Below are 20,694 nucleotides of genomic sequence, written 5' to 3'. Positions count from 1 at the left end.
AAATCGTCGCGATCAGAAGGCACCCGTCGACATGCACCGCTAGAAGCAGGGAAGCGGCAAGGACTTCGGTTGGGCGGCGCTGGCGCGCCCGTGTCCGTGCCGGCGCGAAAGGTGCCGCGTGCGATTCAGTCGAGCGGCGCGGCCATCAGTCGCTTGACGAGCGCGGGGATCTCCCCGGCCTTGACGCAATAGTGCGGACTGTCGTTCTCGATCACGTGGCGCGGCAGCTGCGGCTCGGCCGCCTCCTTCGGGTCCTGAACGATGCCGATGCCCCCGGCCGCCTCGATCTCTTCGAGGCCCTTCGCCCCGCCGCGGGCCTCGCCGCTCAGCACGACACCGATCAAGCGGCGGCCATAGACGGCAGCGGCCGAGATGAACAAGCGGTCAATGGACGAAAGGTTATCTTCGAAGGCCCCGACGCCAGCCAGTTGCAGGACGCCTCCCCCGCGCACCAATAGGTGCTTGCCGGGTGGCGAAAGATAGATCGTGCCGCGTTTGACGACTTCGCCGTGCTTGCCGTAGACCACCGACACCGGGGCATAGCCCTTGAGGATCTGCAGCACCATCGGGGCGGGCTGCTTGGGCGTCACCAGCGCGACGATGACCGTGGCAGGCAGCTCGGCGGGCCAGCAGGAAGCCATCTTGGCGATGGCCGTGACACCGCCAAGTGCAGCGCCCACGACGACGATGTCACGAACATTGTCCTTGGTCATCGGGTCCCCTCGAACAGCGAGGCCTGGCGGGCAACACTGTCGGCGTCTGCCTCGGGCCAGGGGCTGGCGGCGATGAGGCCGCCCTCGGAGACAGGCCGCCTCCGCGCGTACTCGGCACTGACGACGGCATAACACTCGCAAGCCCGATGCTCGAGGGCCAAGCGGTCGACCACGGTGATCCTGCCGCGGGCATAGTGCACGACGCCGTCACGCTGCAGTCTTGCCGCGCTCTCGTTGATGCCCGCGCGACGCACGCCCAAGAGATTGGCGATTTGCTCTTGCGTCATACGAAAGGCGTTGCCCTGCACCCGGTCGAGACTAAGCAGCAGCCACCTGGCGAGACGTTGGTCCAACGAGTGATGTCGATTGCAGACTGAGGTCTGGCAGATCTGTGCGATCAGCGCTGCCGTGTAGCGCAGCAGCAGGTAGAACACCTCGCCCTTGCTTTCGAATTCATCGCGTAGAGCGAGGCAGTCGAGTCGCAGGCCCTCACCCGCAATCTGCACGGCGGCACGGCCGGAACTGAGGCCGCCACCGAAGAAACCAGGGACCCCGACCATCCCTTCGTTCCCCACTACTGCAACTTCCGAGCAGGTGCCGTTCTCCAGGACGTGTAGCAGCGACACGACGGCGGTGGTCGGGAAGAAGACGTGGGTGATGGGTCTCTGCGGCGGCTGAAGCACCAAGCCCAGCGGCATGGGAACCCGCTCGAGTTTCGACAGCAGAGCGGTATGGGCGTGGGGGGACAACGCCTCAAGCAGGAGATTTTGGCCCGTCATGGATTCGTCGGGCCTGTGGGCGAGTGCGATGTGACCTGCCATCACTCAGTATCCCGCTGTAGCAGCCCAGACTGTGTGCGGTAGCACGCTTAGTAGCGCGTGCATCCTCAATTCGGCATCCCGGCCTACAGTCCATCACATCAAAAGTTCTTGGTCGACCTTTTGGATTTCAACGCCGATTTAGTGCAATTCCGCGCACTGTCCGCCCTCCATTGACCTTCGTCCTACCGGATTCGTCGTCCGATGCAATGTCCAATGGAGGCTATCAAAGTGATTGGAAAGATGAAGTTTCTCGTTCTTCCCGAACTGTGTGGACGTTGGTCCTGGGAGCTGCGAAGGGCGGATGGCAGTGTGGTCGCGTGCAGCACGATGAGCTTTGGAAGTCTGCAGCTTGCGCACGCGAGCATTCAGGAGTTTCGCGCTGGCCTGCCAGGAGCGCGCTACGTTGAGGTCCTCGATAAGCCAGATGCCGAAAGGCGCTGAACCTGCGGCGGCGCTCTCACACGCCTTCGTACAAGCCGCCCAACGGGTCGTAGGCCAACGAACGAGGAGCGCTGCTCTTGAGTTCGCGCAGGCTGTCAAACAGCGCCTGCCGGGTCGTGAAGTCGCCCGTGCCTTTGGCCATGGGCCCGCAATGCAGTGCCTGCAACACCCACTGCCAGCGCCCGGTCGATGGATTCTGGGTAATGACCAATTGCATGGCCGCGTTACCTTTCACCGAGCCCGTGCAGTATTCGGATTCTTCGTCGATTCGATTTGACGTCATGGAGCTTCGCAGGATCAATTCCAAGACACACCATAGTGAAATCGCGATTGCTACTCTGTCCGGTGGCGTTCATTGCGCACGAGTTCGCTCTCTGCTTGCAATCACTGTGCGGAACCGCACGGTCTTGGCCCTCCTCCCCTCTTGCGGACTGAGGTCGAGCCGCCACGTTGAATTTTCTTAGAGGACGAAGCGCGGGGACCAGCCCATCGTGCTCAATGAAGGTCAGGCGGTGTTGCCATCGAGGGTGTCGAGGCAAACAATCGCAGTGAGGACCTCATGCGCCTGTCGCTGGTGGCGGTAGATACCGGTATACGAATCCGGCGATGGCCATCGCCAGGCTGCTGGGCTCTGACCTACGTCCGCGGCTGCGTGATTTGGCAGAGCGCAAACTGCACCTGCCGCGCGTCTTCAGAATCCCGGAAGGCCTCGAAGCAGTCACCGTGAGGAGCGTCTCGCTCAGCGCCATCGAGCGCGGCTGGGACGAGCTCCTGCGCCTGGCAGCGTCCATTCGATCCGGGCGCGTGTCAGCCACGCTGGCCCTGCAGCGCTTCGGATCGGCTGCGCAAGGTGATCCCCTGCATCGAGCAGCCGAGCATCTGCGAAGGCTGCTGCGCACCGTCTTCCTGTGCGACTACATCGCAATCGAGGACTTCCGGCGCGAGATCCACACGCTACTGAACCGGGGCGGTGCATCAACTCCAGCGAGCGGTGTACAGGCATGAAGGGAACGCCCAGTTGGCATACGTGCAGAATGCCGCCTCTCAGGAGGCGCACATGCGCAGCAGGTGTACGCCGAGGCCATCAAACCCGATCTGACGCGACGCTTGGAAAGTGGGGCGTCGCTGCCGTTGGCGACTTCGCTCGCGGCTGCCGTGTCCCCGGCACGGTCGCATGCCGGCCAAGCGAGCAGGACGGCGTGCCAAATGGTCTAAGGCCCCCCTGCACTACCAGCTTTTCGAGGGTCCTAACCTATCCGCGAGTCGATCCGCGAACGCCCGGGACTGGTCGACATAGCTGGGCTGCAGCGTCGCCGGCGGAATCCTGATGCCGAGGTAGCGCTCCTTCGTGACGCCGGTCGACAGGTAGCTGAACAACGCCAGCATGGAGTCCACCGGACCGCCGCCCGCGGTGAAATGACTGCCGTCCAGGTAGTCGCCGCCTTGTTTCACGATGAGCTTCTTGAGAATGCGCAGGTCGTCGCGCCAATAGCGATGGGCCACGGCGACTGCGGCGCAGCGTTTGCCACCGATGAGCGTGCGGCCCGCGTCGGACTCCAGGAACGAACGGATCGGCATGCAGGGATGCAGCCACCAGGTGGGCGAGGCGATGCAGACCAGGTCATAAGGCCCGGCGCCGACCGCGTCCGGAATTCGAATCTGTCCCGTGACGCCGCGAAATTGTGGCAGCACCATCCCGAAGATGTCGCGATAGGCATGCCGCAGCGGAAACTGCGCGAACCGTGGAGCGTAGCGGGGATCCGTGAATTCGATCCGGGCGAGTTGAACCTTGCAGCCGCGCTCGCGCAGACGGCCCGCCATGGACTCAGCCACGCTCAACGTCTGCTGACTGTACGTGTAGTAGACGATCAGAACCGAGGGCGGCGACGATTCGACCATCTCAAGCTGCCTTCGGCTGGCACCGCAGGGCGGGAAGATCGAACGGCTGTCGGCGGAAGATGCGCGTCATTGCTTCGCTTTCGAGTGGATGCCGTGACTATGCGTGCAGTCACGCAGTTGTGTCCATGCCTCCTGCGGTCGAAGGCCGTTTTTGCCCTTTGAGGCAATTGGATTGCCCTTCGGCCCTATTCCTGATTGCGACGTGTTAAGTGGAAGATGCGTCGAAGCTGTCATGCCCGCTTGCTTGTCGAATTGGCGCCGACCGCATACAAGGATTCGATGACGCTCGACCCCGCGATCCTCTCGCGAATCCAGTTCAGCTTCGTGATCACCTTTCACATCATCTCCCGACCTTCACCGACGGCCTGGCGACATGGCTGGCGACCGTCGACGGCGCCCGTCTGGTCACGGGGTCATCGCGGGCTCGATCCTGATCTACGTCGTGCCGGACGCCTTCGACCTCTCGAGTCCAGCAGCAGACATTCACGGCTGCTTTTCGCCCCATCGAGCCACCTCGATGTCTGCGGGCGCCAGGCCATCTGCATAGCGTGCCCACATGGCCGCGCATGCTGCCTCGAAATGGCGGGCGAAGCGCTGGGCGTCGAAACCCCACTAGTCGCGCGCCGATCGGCGAGTTCGAGGCGCAGCGCCGCGAGACGATCCGGAAAACGCGCGAGTTCCAGTGCGCGTGCCTCGTAGGCAGCATGGCCTGGAATACCGCGCAGATGCAGGCGGTGCCGGACCGGTGGGCCAACCGACGCCAGATCGCGTGCCGCCGGAGTTGACGGGGCGCATCGCGCCGACAAGGCTGGAGGGCATCAACCTGCGGGGCGTGTTTCGCTTCCCCGTCGAGCGCTATGCGGCGCAGCTGCTGCCGTCACGGCGCCTCGTTCGGGCTGCGCTCCGACATCGTCGCCACTTACATCGCCCGCCTGGCACCGAGGAGCAGGAGCAGGAGTGGCGCCTGGGCATCCGCGCACCCAGCAGCTCTCAGAAAGCCTCGCCTTTCAACAAACCGGACTTGCCATTGAATGTCAGTTCGCGCCGGTCCTTGAAATCGAGGACCTGGGTCTTGCGGCCGGCCGCATGCTTGACAAGATAGTTCACGACGTCCAATTCGTCCGCCCACGTTGCCGCGACCAGCTTGGGTGGCTCGGAGTCGAGATCGATGGCCACGTAGCGCTCCGCATCGTGACGCCCAAAGCCGACCGGGATTTGGAATCCGGCCGAATTGCAATATTCTTCAATCTTCGCTTGGTATCGCTCGAACATGTCGCGCTCCTTGCAACCGCGGATAGTGGGTGATGGTCATTTTTGGCGTTCGGGAAGACGGTGGGCTGTAAGACCGCGACCGATGCCCCCGAAGGACCGTGGCCGAATCGGTAACGCCGCGGGAAGTGCGCAATTTCGTCAAGGCTGACATCGAGATGGCAGCGCTGTTGGTCGAGTGACGGTTGCTAGAGTCAACACGGTGGCTTGGATCTGGCGTCATGCCAAGCAACCGCATCGAAAGGCGCCCCCATCGCGGACCTGCAGTGGTTGGTCGCTGCGCCCGAAATCAACACCGACGATCAAGGTACAGCGTCGCTGCTGCGCATGTGTCGGCACAAGTGCGCGAAGCGAGCGGATCCACTGCAAAGGAAAAACGGATCGGCCTCGCCGCCGGACCATGAACGCCTGGACCACCGCCGCCACCTCCAGGGCCACCCCCGGGCCCACCAGCGCCAGCGCCGCCGCCAGGCCCACCACCGCCGGACCCACCGCCGCCTGCGCCACCACCACCAGCGCCGCCGCCGCCGCCGCCGCCCGATCCGGCACCAGCCCCACCGCCGGGCCCGCCCCCACCTCCAGACCCGCCCCCGCCACCGCCACCGCCACCGCCACCAGGCCCGCCGGCGCCTGCTCCGCTGCCCCCGCCACCGCCGCCTCCAGGACCTCCGCCAGCCCCGGTGCCACCAGCGCCAGCAGCACTGCCGCCGCCAGCGCCCCCTGCCCCTCCGGCCGATCCGCCCGCCCCAGGGCCCCCGGCACTGGCACCTGCCTGCCCGCCGCCGACAGCGCCCGACGCGCTGGTCGCGCCGCCTGCTGCGGCTGCGCTGGAGGCGCCGGTGCCTGACGCCACGGCGACCGCTGCGCTGGTTCCAGAACCGGAGCTGCCGCCCGCGTCGATGCTTGACTGGTTGGCTGAGGCCCCTGCCGGATTGCCCTTCGAGGCAATGGCCGCGCCAACGCCGCTGATCGCTGGACTCGCGTGAGTGACGGGCAGCGACTGCGCGTTGGAACTTGGCGGGCTTCCAAGGCAGAGGCGTTCTCCGAACGGGTTGTATCGATCGCAAGCAAGGCTGCCCGGTGCTGCAGTTGCGACTCGAGGCAGGCTCGTTTCCATGCGCGAGCGCGTCGTCGACGAGGGTCCTGCGGATTGGAAGTTTTCCCTGTCCGACCGGCGGGCAGGGAGCGTCACGGGCGCACGCGCGATCACCGCGACTTCGGACGCTCGCGCAGGCATCGCCGGGAATGTCCTCGACTGCAGGGGGCGGGTTCGGATCTGCGGTTGTGCTTGCACGATGGCGTCGGCACGATCTTCGGCGTCGGCTATCGCTGGAGCGTCGACGACAGGCGGTGTCGGCAAATCATTCGACCCCCGTTCGACCGTCTTGATTGGACGAAGATCATCCCGCGCAGGCGCCAGTGCGGGCTCCGCCGGAGCGCTGGTCTCCTTCGGTGGCATCGTCGCATGCATCTGCGCCTCTGCGGATTCGGGTGAGTCCGGTGTCCAGGCCGTCTGGCGCAAGGATGCGGGTGACGCAGGTGTCGTCAACTGTCGCAGCCGGGCATTCCCAAGACCCGAATGCCAGGTCACGAACGCGGCGGCCATCAGGGGCAAGCCCACAGCCAGGAGCACCAGCGAGATGTCGAGGCGAAAAGGCAGGCGAAACGTGGCGGTCGCCTCACCGAACGTGCGGGCCGTTGCCGCGGTCTTCCCGATGCCGAGCGCCGCGACCGGCGGGGCGCTCGCTCGGGTGGATGTGGGTGTCGGCCTGGGCGGCGACGTGGTCGGTGGCCTTGCTGCAGCAGCGTAACGAACGCCCGAGAACCTCCCCGTGCAGCCATGGCAATAGCGGGCGCCGTCCCGATTGGGCGTGGAGCAGGTATCGCAGTATTTGGTCATGGGGGCCTTACAGATGCTTTGAAGGGGAATGCATCTCTACGCCCGGTAGAAGGCAGTGATGAAGACCAGTGAATGAATCACCACCAGGAAGGCGGCGAAATCCAGAGCCGACGCCCTGAGGGGCGCGGCGAGCTCGTCCCATTGCGACGCTTGCACCGCGCCCAGTCCACGGGCCAGGTAGAAGCCATTGAGCTTGTGCGAGCAGCACTTGCAGAAGCGCGCCGAACCCATGTTGAGCGTGCTGCATGCCTCGCACACCTCGGGCGCGCCGGTGCCCAGGCGCAACCGGATCAGATCGATTGCGCTCCCGAAGACCCTTGTGCGCGCGGCCGCCATGTCGGTGGGCACGAATTCGGCGTTGGTCGAACGTCTCCCCGCCGCAGCCGTATCGTCGGCCGGAGCGATGACGACTCGGTGGTGCAGGCAGCATTGGCCTTCGCGCGCTCGAAGGCTCGCCGTGGCCGCTCCACCGCCGCTGCGATGCGCGCGAAGAGCCGCAGGTCCCGCTCCGAGCGTCCGTCGCCACGCCCTTCGAGCTGGCAACAAAAGTCGGCCAAGATGCGCAATTGAATCTCCTCTCGCAGCCGCGCTGCCGCGCCCCCGGCGCGGTGCGCCTATCGGGTCGAACGACTGGACGCGCCTCGTAGCCTCGAGGGTGCCTCGCAATTTGGCGGTTCTTCGTCGAACCTCGCCGACCACGGCGCCCCGAACTCCCGGATTTGCAGGCATTGAGCCCCCCAAGCACAGAATGGGAAAAAGTCACATTCAGTGCGACGGTTGTCCTATAGTGGAGACAACAGGCTTGTCAGACATAAGCTGAGGTGCCTGTCCAATTGGTAACGATCAGTTAACCTGCCATGGCCCACCGCCCGCGCCTCTTCGGCAGCCGCGGTGGTGCGGAGAGCAGATCGGATTGACGAACACAGCACACAAAAAGCCGGCACTGCGCAAGCGCGAGGGACTGGCCCAGCTCAGGAACGGCCAGCTGGCCTGGGTGCTCGCCGCATGCGCGCGCGTGCTCAGGCCCCTGGTGCGGCTCTGCCTCGCGTTCGGGGTCAAGCACGCCCAGCTCGAGACCTTGCTGCGCGACATCATGGTGGACGAGGCGCGTCGCGCCTGGGTCGAGAAAGGTGTGGAGCCGAACATCAGCCAGTTGTCGGTGACGACCGGCCTGAACCGCAAGGCGGTCACGCTCAAGGTCAGAGCGGTGGCCGAGGAACACCTGCCGCATTCGGAGATGTCGGCCGAATCGAAGACGATCACGCTCTGGCTCCAGGCCTATGCGGACAACCCCGCACTGAAGTCGTTGCCGATCGTGCCGGAGCGGGAAGAGCCATCATTCGAGGCGCTGGCCCGTTTCGCCAGCCGGGGCAACGTGCATCACCGCACGATCCTCGAGGAGCTGGTGCGTCTGAAGATGGTGAAGGAGTCCGGGGACCGCGCCGAACTCGCCACGTCCAGCTTCGTTCCCGCCAACGACCAGCAGAAGATGCTCGCGTTCCTGGGCGACAACACGCGCGACCATCTGCTGGCAGCCGTCTCCAACACGCTTGGCGCGAAGCATCCCTTCCTCGAACGATCGGTGTTTGCCGGCGGCATCACCACCGCCGACTGCGTGCGCATCCAGCAGTTCGTCCGCGAGCGCTGGAACGAGCTGCACCATGCCATCACGCATGAGATGACGAGTGCCTACGATGCCGCGGACAAGGATGCGACCGGTCGCATCCGCGTGGGCATCTACACCTACTACGAAGATGCCGCCGGTGAGGCGGAGTCGCCGGCGTCGGAAGTCAAGGCTCCAGGGAAGATCCAATGAACAAACACGTCCTCGGCACCGGCCTCATCGCGCTCACGGTCGCACTCCTCCTGTCTTGCGGAGGCGGCGGTGGCGGAGGTGCCGTGTTCGCGCCCGGCGCTACCGGCGCCGGCGGCAATGGCGCGGGCCCTGCGCCCACAGCGGCCGCGGCGACGAACGCCGCCGGCGATTCAGGAGGCGGGCTCGGCGGCATCGCGGCGGATGACGCGAGCGCCTCGACGACCACTGCCGCATCGGGCGGCGACGACGGCTCGGGTGGCGTCGGGTCCGGCGGGACGGGGGTAAGCACCGCGGATGCCACGAGCGTCGGCGCCGTGGACGGCGCGGGCAGCATCATCGTGAATGGCTTGCGCTACGACACCAGCCGCACGACGAGCAATGTCCAGGACGCTCCTGCGGGCCTGCAGCTGGGCATGACGGCCAGGGTCACGGGCCCTGTGAGCGCCGATTTCACGAGCGGCATCGCGCTTCGCGTGGACTCGGCGGCGGACCTCCGCGGTCCCTTGGTGTCGGTCGATCTGCAGCAAGGCAGCTTCGTGGTGCTGGGCACCACCGTGACGACCGATGCCGCCACGGTGTGGGCCGATGCGTTCGGCCTGGCCGCCCTTCCGCCGGGCGACACAGTTCAGGTCTGGGGCCTGCCCGGCGCGAGCGGAACCCTGCGCGCCACCCGGGTGGAGCGGCATGCCCAGGGTGCGCTGATTGTCACGGGCACAGTGCAAGGCCTCGATGTGGCCGCACAGGGCTTCGCGCTGGGAGGCCTCGTCGTCGACTTCGCGAATCTGGTGCGCGCCGGCGCTGTTGACGTTCAGACGCTCGCCAATGGAACGCTCGTCCGGGTGCGCGCGGACAACGTCTCGCAGGGGCGCCTGGTTGCCACTTCGGTCGAGCTCTGGTATCCGGTCCCGCGAACGGAAGGCACCACCGTGCAGGTCGCGGGTCTGGTGACGGAATTCGCCGGGCTGGCTTCCCTGCGCGTGCTCGGCCTGGAGGTCGATGCCTCGGCGGCACGGATCACCGGCGGGCCCGCAGACTCAATCGGGAACGGCGTCAAGGTGGAGGTGGGCGGCCGCATGACCAATGGCATCCTCAAGGCCTCCAAGCTCAAGCTGCGCCATGTGCCGGGAACCGGCGGCCCGGCGTCCTTCGACCTCATCGGAACGGTCGGCGCCTTCCGCTCTGCGGCCGACTTCCGCGTGAAGGGCCAGCCGATCGATGCCTCGGGCGCCGGTGTCACCTACCGCAACGGCACCGCGGCCAATCTCGGCAACGGCGTCAAGGTGCATGTGCACGGCAGCGCCGTCTTGAACGGCGTGCTGACGGCAGACCTCGTCGAGTTTCAGTAGCGGTCGCGGCTCGGGGCGGATTCCCGGGCCTGGCCCGATCTGCCATCGCATGAAGGCGGAAGACCTGGCGCGCACTGGCACCTAACCGGTTCGTCCCAGTCGCTCAAGTCATCAGACGCCCGGCCTGCCGTTCAACGCCTTGGCGCATCAAGCAGCCACCAGGTCCTGATCCGCTTCGATCAGCACTCGCCTTTTTTTTGTGCCCGGGAGGGCAGTGATGACGCGGTTCGCGGTGGCGATGGCGGTCTCGTTCGTGGCGCTCGCGAGCGTCCCATTCGTGCCGACTCCAATAGCGCCGACCGTCGTAGTACCGGTCACCGTGCCAGCCTGGCGTGATCACCACCTGCGGCGGCGGCGCCATGTACACCGGTGGTGGCACCACATGGACCGGTGCCGGCGTCCCGACGTTGATGTCGATCGTGACGGCGCGAGCGACACTGCTCAAGCCAACGAGTGCCAAGGCGGCGGTTGCGATGAAGGAATGCTTTTTCAAGGATGCCCTTTCGTGAGGTAGGCGAGGCGCTTCGGTATGCGCTCGTTGGCGACGCATCCGTCGGTCGAGCGACGTCGACCGTGGTGCGTGTGCCGGGAAGGCCGGCGAATCCATGGGTGAACAGAGAAAGAGTGAATGGCAGCGTCGCCTCAGCGCGAGAGCCTCAGCATCACGAAAAGGGCAATGGCACACCAAAGCCAGTCACCACCTCAGGACGGGCCCGATGTCTGGAATTTGCGACCGTCTGACAGCACTGGCGGTGCTGTCTGACAAGGCGGGCGAACCAACTAGGGGACAAATCGGGTTGGCATGTGATTTTTTCCCATTTGTTCAGATTTCGTTCAGGTTCGCAATGATCAGTCAGGTACTCGCTTCGTTCGTCGCACTCGGGGGCTTCGTCGTACCGGACGTTGCTGCGATGCTCGCCGTCCTGTGCGGCCTTGTCGGCAGCATATGGGCCGTGCGCGAGCCATCCCCTCCTGCATCGCGCGAGATGTCGCACGCATTGGAGCGTACGAGGACCGTGATCAGTGAGCTTGAAGCGCCGACTCGTGCCTGGCGCGACCGCTCCGCTTGGGAGGTCGACGCATGACCGGGCGCGCCGCGACGGCGATGGATCTCATGCTGGCAACCCTGCAGCGCGAGGCCGTGCACGACAGAATCGTTCGCGCGTTTGCTGCGCAGGCGCTGAGCAACGGGTCTGGCCCGATCGAGGACGATTTGCGCATCTTTGCAAGTCTGGTGGTCACTGAACAGCGACTGGCACGGTCGCTGGGCCGTCCGGCGAGCGTCATTGCGTGCGCCGCGCACGTCAGCGACGCGAGCTCCCAGTGACACGGGTCTGCTCGTCGCGCCCCGGTGCGAACCGGGACAATGGCAGTTTGCAATACCGCGCCGCGCGCTCTTTTGCTGACAGGCCGGCGCGTTGGCAGCAGGATGGCCTGCGCGTTCTCGTACATACCGATGACGCCGAGCAGCCGCTCGCATTCACGCTCCAGGGCGTCGACCCAGCCGTGGGCATGCTGCGCTTCGTCGTAGGCCTGCCTACGCAGGGTGGTCATGCCCCAGATGCCGGGAAGCTTTCTTCGTGATTCCGCTTGGTCGTCCAGAAGCTAAGCCAGGACGGCAGGCGGTCCTCAAGATCTCTCGCTCAACGAAGCGAATCGGTCAACGCTTCAGGCGGTCGGCGCACGCACGAAGCCGCGGCAGCACACGGCGCTCGATATGGGACACGCTCCAGGGCTCGCCGATCGAGCTGACGTTGAGTCCCATGGTCGACTCACCGCCGGCCGACGGCGATGGGATCGCTACGCCAAAAAGCCCGGCGACAAGCTCGCTGTTGGTGAAGCGCCAGCCTCGCTTGCGGACCAGCGCAAGTTCGGCGTGCAGAGCCTTGCGTTCGGTGACCGTATGCGGCGAGAGCTTGGCAATCGAGCCTGAAGGCAGGTGTTCGTCGATTCGATCCTGTGGCAACTGCGCAAGCCATGCAAGGTGACATGGACCATGGTGCGGCAGCCGCCCTCAACGATGAACGCTTGCCATGCTGCGCGTTCAGGTCGAGGGGCCCACCTTGATGCCGATGGCAGTGGTTGGCGCCCCTATGCGGCGACTACTGGTCAGTCAAGGGCTCGGCGCCGCCGTAGCGCGGTCCTCGATGCCGGTCACGCCCTCGAGCCAATACGCTACCACGCTGTTGAATGTGTCCGCCGCTTCGAAGTAAGCCGAGTGGCCGACCTTGGGCAGATCCATGAAACGCGACCCCGCCACCTGTTCGTGGACCCTGCGCACGATGGCCGGCGGAAAGAGTGCGTCTTCTTGACCGACCAGGAAAAGTATCGGTGCCGGAATCGCCGCCAACTCTGACGGCGCATGCTCCTGCTGCGTGCCGGCGAGCGTTCGCACGTTGACCCGATTGAAGCTGGCCAGGGCGGTATAGAGCATCGCCTGCCCCGGGTTGCGGGCCCTGAACGTGGCGCCCAGCACGCGCTCCTGCTGGGAAAGGTCAACGGTGCGCCGAGCGACGTCCGTCATGTCCTCGCGCAACTCGTCGGTCAAGCGGATTCCGAAAAGCGTGTCGGCCAGCACCAGGGCGTCGACCTTGCCGGGATGCGCGCATGCGTAGTCGATGGCCGTGCCTCCCCCCATCGACTGGCCGATCAGAACGCAACGCTCGACGCCCTCCGCGGCCAGCACCTGCTCCAGATCGGCCAGGAACGCATCGCGCCCCGAGCCGTCTGCATCGAACGAATTGCCGAAACCTCGGGCATCGGGAACGATCACGCGGAACCGGTCGCGCCAGGCCGAGATCTGGTTGAACCAGCTGGCGTGATTGCCGCCCACGCCATGCAGCAACACTACCGTGCATGCGGCTGACTCGGGACCATGGACTTCGTAGTACAGACGGCTTTCGCCGCGTTGGACGACTGGCATAGATGTTCCTTGAAGTACTTGGTCGTGCGCTCTATTTCCAGCTTGCGAAGGCCATGGCGCATCCTGTGCCGGCTGGACTTCGATAGCACGGGACGTAGTCGATCAGGTCCATCTTCAAGCCCTCGACCGCGCCAGCCAGCGCCGACCAGCAGCGGAACTCCGAGTTGCCGGACTGCAGCTTTTCGAGCGGCAGGTCGGCGTGGCCCTGCGGGTCTGAGCGCCCCATGAGTTGGAGGAATTCTCGGTCGAACTTCTCGTCCACCACGAAGTGACTCAGGCCGCCGGTCGCCACCACGGCCACGCGAAGGTCGTCGGGCCATTCCTGGATCGCCTCGCGAATCGCCTGACCCAGTCGATATGCGCGTAGCGGCGTGATCTGGTTCGGCGGGTAGTAGGTGTTGATGCTCACCGGAATGATCGGAAACACCTTGTCGCCCATCAACTTGTAGTAGACATAGCCGAACGAATGGCTCATTCCCTGCCCTGGCTTGTAGAACTTCGAATGCGCGACATCGAAGTCGCGCTGCATCAGGTCCGCGATGAGCCGGCGCGCATTCGTGGCGTCGACGGGAAACTCTCTCTCTTCCTGCGGATACCAGGAGTCTGCCTTGAGGTTGGGGTCGTACTTCCACTTCATCATGCCTTGAGGCTTGTAGGGAATGGTCTCGCCCCAATACACCGACAGCGCCGGCATGTTGTCTTCCTGGAACACCTCCTTGTGGTCGTCACCGATCACCAGTACGACGTCCGGCTCGGCCGCGCGCAGCCGCTCCCGCACCTCGACCACCGAGGCCTGGTTCTGCCGATGCCGCGCTGCCAACACGTCGGAGGCGATCTGGGCCTGCATGTTGGCCGGTGTCTTGGCGAGCAGTTCTTCGTAGCTGATCCTGCTGCCGTCGAGATCGTGCAACGCGTGAACCTTCACATCGTCCCAACCTGCGCGCGCGAGCCAGGCGTCGGGCTCCATGAGCAACGTCGGGCTGTGCGACGAACCGATTCCAATCACTATCCTTGCCATCCTGCACCTTTCAAAATGATCCATTCGGCGCCGAGAAATCGATGCCGCACGCAGGCTCGAATCGTCGAGCATGAGAAGGATCGTACGGCCCGGCGCACTTCGCCGACAAACGATAAGATCGACGCCGATGCATTCCAAAAACTCACGCATGGAGATGTCGTGACCTCTCGTTCAAGTCCACCGGCAGTGGCATTGCGGGCCTTCGAGGCTGCGGCCCGCAATGGCTCCTTCACCGTCGCAGCGACCGAACTCTTCCTGACCCAGGGCGCGATCAGCCGACAGATCCGGATCCTCGAGGAGTTCATCGGAAAGAAGCTGTTCGAGCGCTTCACGCGGCGAGTCGAACTCACGGCGGTTGGCAAGGAGTACTACCTCGACATTCAGCGCGCGCTGCTCGACATCGAGCGCGCGACAGCAAAGGCCATGGGTAGCACCAGTCGCGCGATCCTCACTGTCAGCGTGATGCCGACGCTCGGCGCGTCGTGGCTGATGCCCAAGCTTGCGCGTTTCGTGGAGCAGTACCCCGATATCGACATCCGCTTCCTGACGTCGATCGAGCCAGTCAACTTCCAGGCCGGCGATCTCGACGCCGCGGTGCGCGTCGGCTGCTTGCCGGGCGCCGACTACGGGCAGAGGCGCCCGCGCATCGAGCTCGAGATGGTGACCAGCTGGAAGGGCGTACACGCGGAGTACTTGCTGCCGGACATCCTGGTGCCCGTGATGTCCCGCAAGCTGCTGATGCAGGGTGCCCCGATCTCGACGGCCGCCGACCTGCTTCACTACCCGTTGATCCATACAGCGAGCCGCAAGTACGCCTGGGGCGACTGGTTGGCCGCGCACGGCGTGACGCTGCGAGAAGGCGGACGACAGCTCGACTTCGGCCATTTCTTCATGGGACTCAAGGCCGCGGCGGACAGCAAGGGGATCGCGATCGCGCCTTCAGTGGTGGTGCAAGAGAGCGTTCTGGCGCAGGGCGATCTGGTCTGCCCTCTGCCCGCCGACGTGCGCAGCGCTGGCAACTACTACCTGCTGACACGCAACGCCATGGGGCCGACCTCACCGCTGGCCCGCTTCCGCGACTGGCTCATGCATGAGGCCCGGGCCGCCGAGAGCTACGTGCAGGCAGACGACGAACTGCCGTCGCTCGCCTGAGACTTGACCCGCGACCCGCCGCGCGGATCAGGTGCCGACGGCCAGCGGCGCGGACATCTTGCGCAACAGCGCAATGGCGCTGCGCGCCGTGATCCGACCCGTCTTGGGGTTCTCGCTCGGAATGTTCGCGATCGTCATCGAGAGCGACGCGCTGTCCGAATCGACCGTGATGGTGTGGGTGTTTCGAGTGACACCGGGGTCGGCCCAGATCTCCATCGTCGTTCGATCAGGACCGATGCCCGCGAGCGACAGCCCCACCGCCACGTTGACGTTGGCCGGGAAGCCCGCGATGGCTTCGCGCGCTGAACCGGCAAAGATGCGCACCGGCTGTGTGATGCCTTCGAGCTCGATGCCGTGCTCGGCCAGGTAGGGTGCGCCCAGCAGTCCCTTGACCGGCTTGCGCGTCACCATGGTCACGGAATGCACATCCCCCTCGGAAGCCGCAATGAGCGCATCGAGCCCCAGCAGCGCACCGGTAGGCACCAGGATGCGGCCGCCCGTGCGCGCAGCAAGGTCGACGAGCTCGGGATGGTCGAGCAGCGCACCCGAGCTCAGCACGATGAGTTGCTTGCCGGCCTCGAGCACCGGGCGCGCGATGTCTTCGAAGATCGCGGCGGGCGCGCACTCGATGACCACGTCGCAATGCCTCTCGAGTTCATCGAGCGCCACCACAGGCACCTTGATGCCCTGGGTCGCCAGCCAATCCCGGGCGGACTCGACGCTGCGTGTCGACACGGCCGCGAGCACGGTGTGGGGAATGCCTCCATGCAGCGCGCAAGCGAGCGCCTTGCCGATGGTTCCGAGGCCGGCGATACCAATTCTTCGTTGCTTGTCAGACGTCATGGCCATGAATGTGTTCAGCAGTAAGTGATTGAGACGGCTGCGATCGTAGGGAGGCGATGCGACGCAGACAAACGATCTTTGATCCCTTCATGCATGACATTCGTGCACTGCAGCACCAAATGTGATCGGGATTGCTATTCGAATGAACGACCGAGGTGGTGCATGACTTCAGGTAATCCATCGCGGCCTCATAAATAGTTTGTTCGCATCCGAACCCCAGACCTACATTGGCCCCGCTGCAAGTACCGCAGCCCCTGTGTGAAGAAGGAGATCCGGAATGGAATTGGGTTTGACAGGCAAGGTGGCGCTCGTCGTCGGCGCCGCCGGCGGCCTCGGTTCGGCCATTGCATTGGCGCTTGCCAACGAAGGCGCCGCGATCGCGGCATGCGATGTCGACGAAGTCTCTCTTGCCGAGCTCGCCGAGCGGCTCGCCGCGCAACAGGCGCGCTTCATCACGGTCCGCATGGACCTGCGCGACACCGATCGGTTGCCCGCCCACGTGGCGCACATCGAAAAGGAACTGGGTGCCGTCGACGTGCTGGTCAACAACTCCGGGGGACCGCCGCCGAGCCTTGCCAATGGCGTCCCTGCTTCAGTCTGGCGAGACCACTTCGATGGCATGGTGCTCTCATTGATCTCGCTGACCGACCTCGTCGTGCCCGCGATGAAGACGCGTCACTGGGGTCGCATCATCACGAGCACGTCGTCGGGCGTCGTGGCGCCGATCCCGAATCTCGGGTTGTCGAATGCGCTTCGCCTTGCACTGGTTGGATGGTCCAAGACCATAGCCCGAGAGCTCGGTCCATCAGGCATCACGGCAAACGTGATCCTGCCCGGCCGGGTCGCTACTTCCCGCATCGACCAGCTCGACCGCGCCAAGGCGCAACGCGAGGGACGCCCGGTCGAGGACGTCGTGCGCGAGAGCACGGCCTCGATTCCCGCCGGGCGCTACGGCACGCCCGAGGAATACGGGCAGGTGGTCGCCTTTCTGGCGAGCCAACAGGCCTCTTACATCAATGGTTCGGTCATTCGCGTCGACGGCGGACTGATCCCCAGCATCTGACATTCAACTTGAGAAAGAACGCATGAACCCGCAACAGAAAGAAGACATCCGTCAACGCTACTTGCGCGTCGACACCTCCAACGTGGCCGACGTGCTCGATGAGCGTGGATTGCTCGACCAGGGGCTGGCGCCGGAATTCGCGCCGTATCCGGCGCTGGCCGGCCGACTCGCCGGCTGGGCCTACACCATTCGCGGTCAGATGACGCAGTATCCGCTGGGCGGAGACGCCGACAAGATGGCGGCGTGCCAGGGCCTCGCGCCAGGCGAAGTCAGCGTCTGGAGCGGCGACGGCGAGGGCATCTGCTACTTCGGCGAGCTGATCGCGATCGGCATGAAGGAACGCGGATGTGTCGGTGCGCTGGTCGATGGCGGCGTACGCGACGTCCGCTGGATCGCCGAGCAAGACTACCCGGTCTATGCGCGCTACCGCACGCCGGTGCAGTCGATCGGCCGATGGAAGGTCAATGGCTGCCAGGTGCCGGTCTCGCTGCGCGGGGCGACGAGCAAGTTCGTGACCGTGAATCCGGGCGACTTCATCCTGGCCGACGAAGACGGTGCCATCGTGATTCCTGCTGCCCACGTGGAGCCCGTGCTGCTGGCGGCGGAGGGCCTGACCGAGAAGGAGAGGTTGATCCGTGTCGAGCTCAAGGCCGGGCTCAGCCTGGCCCGAGCCCTCGAAAAGTTCGGCCACGTCTGAGCGCACCCGCTCCCACATCCACCCAACGAAACCCCCAAAGAGAAAGAGCACCCATGGTCAACACGCTACCCTTGCGCGCAGGTCCTGCCCCGTCGCGCCATCGCATCTCGCGTCGCACGGTTCTGGCCGCGGGACTTTCGGTCGCCGCGACCGGCGCGCCCTTCGTTGCCAGGGGTGCCGAGCGGCTGGTGGCCCGCATGGATCTTTCTCCGTGGGGCGTGCAGGCCGCCATGCAGCTGGCCAAGCAGAAAGGCTGGTTCAACGAGGCCGGCCTCGACATCGAGATCCAGGACGGCACCGGCACCATCTCGACCCTTCAGCTGCTCGGTAGCGGCCAGGTGGATGTCGGCCAGGTTCAGCTCGGGCCGATGATGGTGGCGAAGGAAACGCTCGGCAACCTGATGTCGTTCGCGGGTTTCGTGCGGACCGGTGACCTCGCCGTGATGACCGACAAGAAGCTCAATATCACGAAGCCCTCCGATCTGATCGGCAAGAAGCTGATCTGCTTCACGACCAGCCCGTGGGCCCCGTTCATCAAGCCATACTTCGCCGCCAACGGCATCTCGCCCGAGCAGGTCAACATCGTGATGGTGGCCCCCGCGGCCGTGGTCGCAACCTTCTCGGCCGGCGAAGGCGACGGCTTTCTTTCGGTCATGCCCGACAGCGAGCCGCGCGTGCGCAAGACCAGACCCGTCAACTCTCTCCTGCTCCAGGACGCCGGCATCGCCTTCCCGAGCTACGGGCTGGTGGCCACCAAGGAAACACTGGCCAAGCGGCGCGAGGAACTGCGCGCACTGGCGCAGATCCAGAAGCGAGCCTGGACCTACATCTATGCAGGCCACGCCGACGAAGCCGTGCAGGCGATCATCGCCCAGCGTCCGAACGCCAAGCTCGACGCCGAGGTGCTGAAGAACCAGATCGACATCTACAGGCCCTTCTTCGAAAGCCCGACCCAGCCGAAGCTCGAGTTTGGCCTTCAGAGCGATGCGGACTGGAGCAATGCGATCCGCTCGCTGCAGAAGATCGGGCTCGTCAAGGCCGACCGGCAGCCGTCCGACTACTACACCAACGACCTGATCAAGTGATGGACACCACCGAGACGCCCTCCTTCGTCCATGCCGACCGGTTGAACAAGGTCTACTCGCCGGGAGGTGAGCCGGTCTTTGCATTGAAGGACGTGAACCTGAGCGTCCGCGAAGGCGAGTTCATCAGCGTTCTCGGCCCGAGCGGCTGCGGCAAGAGTACGCTGCTGAAGTGCATCGCCGGGCTGGAGTCGATCTCCAGCGGCAGCTTGACAATGAACGGCCAGGCCATTCTGGCGCCGCCGACCGGCATGGGCGTCGTGTTCCAGCGCGACCTGCTGCTGGACTGGCGCACGGTGCTCGACAACGTGCTGATCTCCGCCGAGTTCCTCCGGCTCGCGCGGGCTGACTATGAAGAGCGTGCGATCGCGGTGCTCGGCCTGTTCGGTCTGAAGGATTTCATGCACCGCTATCCGTGGGAACTGTCTGGCGGCATGCGGCAGCGCGCCTCGATCTGCAGGGCGCTCCTGACCGATCCACAACTGCTGCTCATGGACGAGCCCTTCGGCGCGCTCGATGCGATGACTCGCGACGAGCTCAACTACGAATTGCAGCGGACCTGGCTCAGCACGCGCAAGACCGTGATCTTCATCACCCATTCGATCACCGAGGCGATCTACCTGGCCGACCGCGTCATCGTGATGGCACGCAACCCGGGCTGTATCGCCGAGGAGATCGTGATCGATCTCGATCGCCCGCGCGAACTGTCGATCCGGGAGACACCCGCGTTCGGGGCGTATGCGGCCCACATCCGTGACATCTTCAGCAAGCTCGGCACATTTCACAGGGGCGACAAATGATTCAGGACTACTGGCGCCGCAGCGCTCGATCGCGCGAATCTCTGCTGCTCATTGCGGGTTTGCTGATCGTGTGGGAGGCCGTCGTGCGCCTGCTGGGCGTACGTGAATTCGTCTTTCCCCCGCCCAGCCTGATTTTTGCCGACATGGCGGCGGCGCCGGCCTACTTTCTCAGGGAGTCGCTGTTCACGATGGTCGTCACGCTTTCAGGCTTTGCGCTCGCCCTGGTGCTCGGCGTGGTGTTCGCGGTATTGATCGTCTATTCGCCGATCCTCGACCGTACCCTCTATACGCTGCTGGTAGCACTGAACGCAGTGCCGAAGGTCGCATTGGCTCCGCTGTTCGTCATCTGGCTCGGCACGGAGTCGAAGCCGAAGATCGCGATCGCCATGCTGATCGCCATCTTTCCGATCCTGGTCGACACGGTGCACGGCTTGCGCGCCATCGATCCCGAGATGATCAACATGGCCAAAGCCGGCCATGCGAGCGCCGCCAAAACGCTCTGGAAGGTCAGGTTCCCGAATGCGCTGCCAAGCATCTTCGCTGGAATGAAGGTCGGCATCTCGCTGGCGCTGGTCGGCGCCATCGTCGGCGAGTTCGTCGCGGGCGACAGCGGATTGGGCCACGTAATCCTGGTCGCGCAGTCGTCCTTCGATACGCCCCGGCTCTTTGCCGCGCTCGTGCTGCTCGGTGTGCTGGGCACCCTCCTCTTCAAGATGGTGGACTGGATCGAAACGCTGGTGATCCCTTGGCATGTGTCCCACCGTGGCAAGCGCGGCGCCGCCAAGCCACTCAAGCTGCCTCGGCAAGGAGCTTCGGCCGCGGTGCCCTAGCGTCCGAATCCTCGCCGGCGGCCGGATGATCGGCCGCTGGCCTACTTTGCAGATCCGACTCGAGTAGGCAACGGTTTGCCG

At 64.9% G+C, this 20,694-nt stretch carries 20 protein-coding genes and 2 pseudogenes; 10 read left to right on the top strand and 12 right to left on the bottom strand.

Annotated elements, in window-relative coordinates:
* Positions 1-125: 125 nt before the first annotated feature.
* The 3 genes from QTH87_RS23800 to QTH87_RS23790 form a co-directional block, all read right to left on the bottom strand.
* Entirely contained in the window at positions 126-713 is a 588-nt protein-coding gene (locus QTH87_RS23800) for a chemotaxis protein CheB (RefSeq protein WP_286612607.1), read from the bottom strand.
* Entirely contained in the window at positions 710-1,534 is an 825-nt protein-coding gene (locus tag QTH87_RS23795) for a Crp/Fnr family transcriptional regulator (RefSeq protein ID WP_286612606.1), read from the bottom strand. Before QTH87_RS23795 ends, QTH87_RS23800 begins: the two co-directional genes overlap by 4 nt.
* Positions 1,535-1,991: 457 nt before the next feature.
* On the bottom strand, positions 1,992-2,282 hold the full coding sequence (locus tag QTH87_RS23790; protein WP_286612604.1) for a hypothetical protein: 291 nt from the start codon (positions 2,280-2,282) through the stop codon (positions 1,992-1,994).
* Between the two features lie 172 nt (positions 2,283-2,454).
* On the opposite strand from QTH87_RS23790, the pseudogene QTH87_RS23785 reads away from it, so the two are divergent.
* Positions 2,455-2,972 (top strand): annotated as a pseudogene (locus QTH87_RS23785) (Tn3 family transposase); the annotation flags it as partial.
* A gap of 230 nt (positions 2,973-3,202) precedes the next feature.
* Here QTH87_RS23785 and QTH87_RS23780 read toward each other — a convergent pair.
* The 4 genes from QTH87_RS23780 to QTH87_RS23760 form a co-directional block, all read right to left on the bottom strand.
* Positions 3,203-3,874: a flavodoxin family protein gene (locus tag QTH87_RS23780; RefSeq protein WP_286612603.1), complete on the bottom strand. Its 672-nt coding sequence runs from the start codon at positions 3,872-3,874 to the stop codon at positions 3,203-3,205.
* Positions 3,875-4,864: 990 nt separating this feature from the next.
* Positions 4,865-5,146 carry a hypothetical protein gene (locus tag QTH87_RS23770; RefSeq protein ID WP_286612658.1) on the bottom strand — a complete coding sequence of 94 codons (282 nt, stop codon included), beginning with the start codon at positions 5,144-5,146 and terminating at the stop codon, positions 4,865-4,867.
* Positions 5,147-5,362: 216 nt separating this feature from the next.
* Positions 5,363-5,845, bottom strand: coding sequence for a hypothetical protein (locus QTH87_RS23765; protein WP_286612601.1), 483 nt, complete (start codon positions 5,843-5,845; stop codon positions 5,363-5,365).
* Positions 5,846-7,079: 1,234 nt separating this feature from the next.
* A complete protein-coding gene (locus QTH87_RS23760) occupies positions 7,080-7,391 on the bottom strand; it encodes a hypothetical protein (protein ID WP_286612599.1) in 312 nt (103 codons plus the stop codon).
* A 565-nt stretch (positions 7,392-7,956) separates the two neighbouring features.
* Between QTH87_RS23760 and QTH87_RS23755 the strand changes: the two genes are divergently transcribed.
* Together QTH87_RS23755 and QTH87_RS23750 are read left to right on the top strand one after the other, a co-directional pair.
* The gene (locus tag QTH87_RS23755) at positions 7,957-8,859 is read left to right on the top strand and encodes a DUF6502 family protein (RefSeq protein WP_286612598.1); all 903 of its coding nucleotides are present in this window, start codon (positions 7,957-7,959) and stop codon (positions 8,857-8,859) included.
* Positions 8,856-10,205, top strand: coding sequence for a DUF5666 domain-containing protein (locus QTH87_RS23750; protein WP_286612597.1), 1,350 nt, complete (start codon positions 8,856-8,858; stop codon positions 10,203-10,205). The genes QTH87_RS23755 and QTH87_RS23750 overlap by 4 nt, the downstream gene beginning before the upstream one ends.
* 190 nt (positions 10,206-10,395) lie before the next feature.
* Here the strand turns inward: QTH87_RS23750 and QTH87_RS23745 are convergent.
* Positions 10,396-10,755: pseudogene (locus QTH87_RS23745) on the bottom strand (hypothetical protein); the annotation flags it as partial.
* Positions 10,756-11,286: 531 nt separating this feature from the next.
* On the opposite strand from QTH87_RS23745, the gene QTH87_RS23740 reads away from it, so the two are divergent.
* Positions 11,287-11,532 carry a hypothetical protein gene (locus QTH87_RS23740; RefSeq protein ID WP_286612596.1) on the top strand — a complete coding sequence of 82 codons (246 nt, stop codon included), beginning with the start codon at positions 11,287-11,289 and terminating at the stop codon, positions 11,530-11,532.
* 333 nt (positions 11,533-11,865) lie between these two features.
* On the opposite strand, the gene QTH87_RS23735 is transcribed toward QTH87_RS23740, so the two are convergent.
* The 3 genes from QTH87_RS23735 to QTH87_RS23725 form a co-directional block, all read right to left on the bottom strand.
* The gene (locus QTH87_RS23735) at positions 11,866-12,213 is read right to left on the bottom strand and encodes an IclR family transcriptional regulator domain-containing protein (protein ID WP_353506165.1); all 348 of its coding nucleotides are present in this window, start codon (positions 12,211-12,213) and stop codon (positions 11,866-11,868) included.
* Positions 12,214-12,318: 105 nt separating this feature from the next.
* Complete coding sequence (locus QTH87_RS23730; protein ID WP_286612593.1) at positions 12,319-13,128, bottom strand: alpha/beta fold hydrolase; 810 nt, start codon at positions 13,126-13,128, stop codon at positions 12,319-12,321.
* 31 nt (positions 13,129-13,159) lie between these two features.
* Positions 13,160-14,218 (bottom strand): DODA-type extradiol aromatic ring-opening family dioxygenase, encoded by a 1,059-nt coding sequence (locus QTH87_RS23725; protein WP_286612591.1) that lies wholly within the window; start codon positions 14,216-14,218, stop codon positions 13,160-13,162.
* Positions 14,219-14,338: 120 nt separating this feature from the next.
* Between QTH87_RS23725 and QTH87_RS23720 the strand changes: the two genes are divergently transcribed.
* Positions 14,339-15,298 carry a LysR substrate-binding domain-containing protein gene (locus tag QTH87_RS23720; protein WP_286612590.1) on the top strand — a complete coding sequence of 320 codons (960 nt, stop codon included), beginning with the start codon at positions 14,339-14,341 and terminating at the stop codon, positions 15,296-15,298.
* A gap of 27 nt (positions 15,299-15,325) precedes the next feature.
* Here the strand turns inward: QTH87_RS23720 and QTH87_RS23715 are convergent, their stop codons facing one another.
* Positions 15,326-16,141 (bottom strand): aspartate dehydrogenase, encoded by an 816-nt coding sequence (locus tag QTH87_RS23715; protein ID WP_286612587.1) that lies wholly within the window; start codon positions 16,139-16,141, stop codon positions 15,326-15,328.
* A gap of 277 nt (positions 16,142-16,418) precedes the next feature.
* On the opposite strand from QTH87_RS23715, the gene QTH87_RS23710 reads away from it, so the two are divergent.
* Genes QTH87_RS23710 through QTH87_RS23690 form a run of 5 tightly spaced genes read left to right on the top strand, consistent with a single transcriptional unit; the run spans position 16,419 to position 20,613 of the window.
* Entirely contained in the window at positions 16,419-17,204 is a 786-nt protein-coding gene (locus QTH87_RS23710; protein WP_286612585.1) for an SDR family oxidoreductase, read from the top strand.
* 22 nt (positions 17,205-17,226) lie between these two features.
* The gene (locus tag QTH87_RS23705) at positions 17,227-17,901 is read left to right on the top strand and encodes an RraA family protein (RefSeq protein WP_286612584.1); all 675 of its coding nucleotides are present in this window, start codon (positions 17,227-17,229) and stop codon (positions 17,899-17,901) included.
* Between the two features lie 53 nt (positions 17,902-17,954).
* Entirely contained in the window at positions 17,955-18,986 is a 1,032-nt protein-coding gene (locus QTH87_RS23700) for an ABC transporter substrate-binding protein (RefSeq protein WP_286612583.1), read from the top strand.
* The gene (locus QTH87_RS23695; protein ID WP_286612581.1) at positions 18,986-19,783 is read left to right on the top strand and encodes an ABC transporter ATP-binding protein; all 798 of its coding nucleotides are present in this window, start codon (positions 18,986-18,988) and stop codon (positions 19,781-19,783) included. Before QTH87_RS23700 ends, QTH87_RS23695 begins: the two co-directional genes overlap by 1 nt.
* Positions 19,780-20,613 carry an ABC transporter permease gene (locus QTH87_RS23690; RefSeq protein ID WP_286612579.1) on the top strand — a complete coding sequence of 278 codons (834 nt, stop codon included), beginning with the start codon at positions 19,780-19,782 and terminating at the stop codon, positions 20,611-20,613. Before QTH87_RS23695 ends, QTH87_RS23690 begins: the two co-directional genes overlap by 4 nt.
* Positions 20,614-20,694 lie beyond the last annotated feature (81 nt).

It is taken from the genome of Variovorax jilinensis, assembly GCF_030316885.1.
GTDB lineage: Bacteria > Pseudomonadota > Gammaproteobacteria > Burkholderiales > Burkholderiaceae_C > Variovorax > Variovorax jilinensis.
This window is presented reverse-complemented; position numbering and strand designations above follow the sequence as displayed.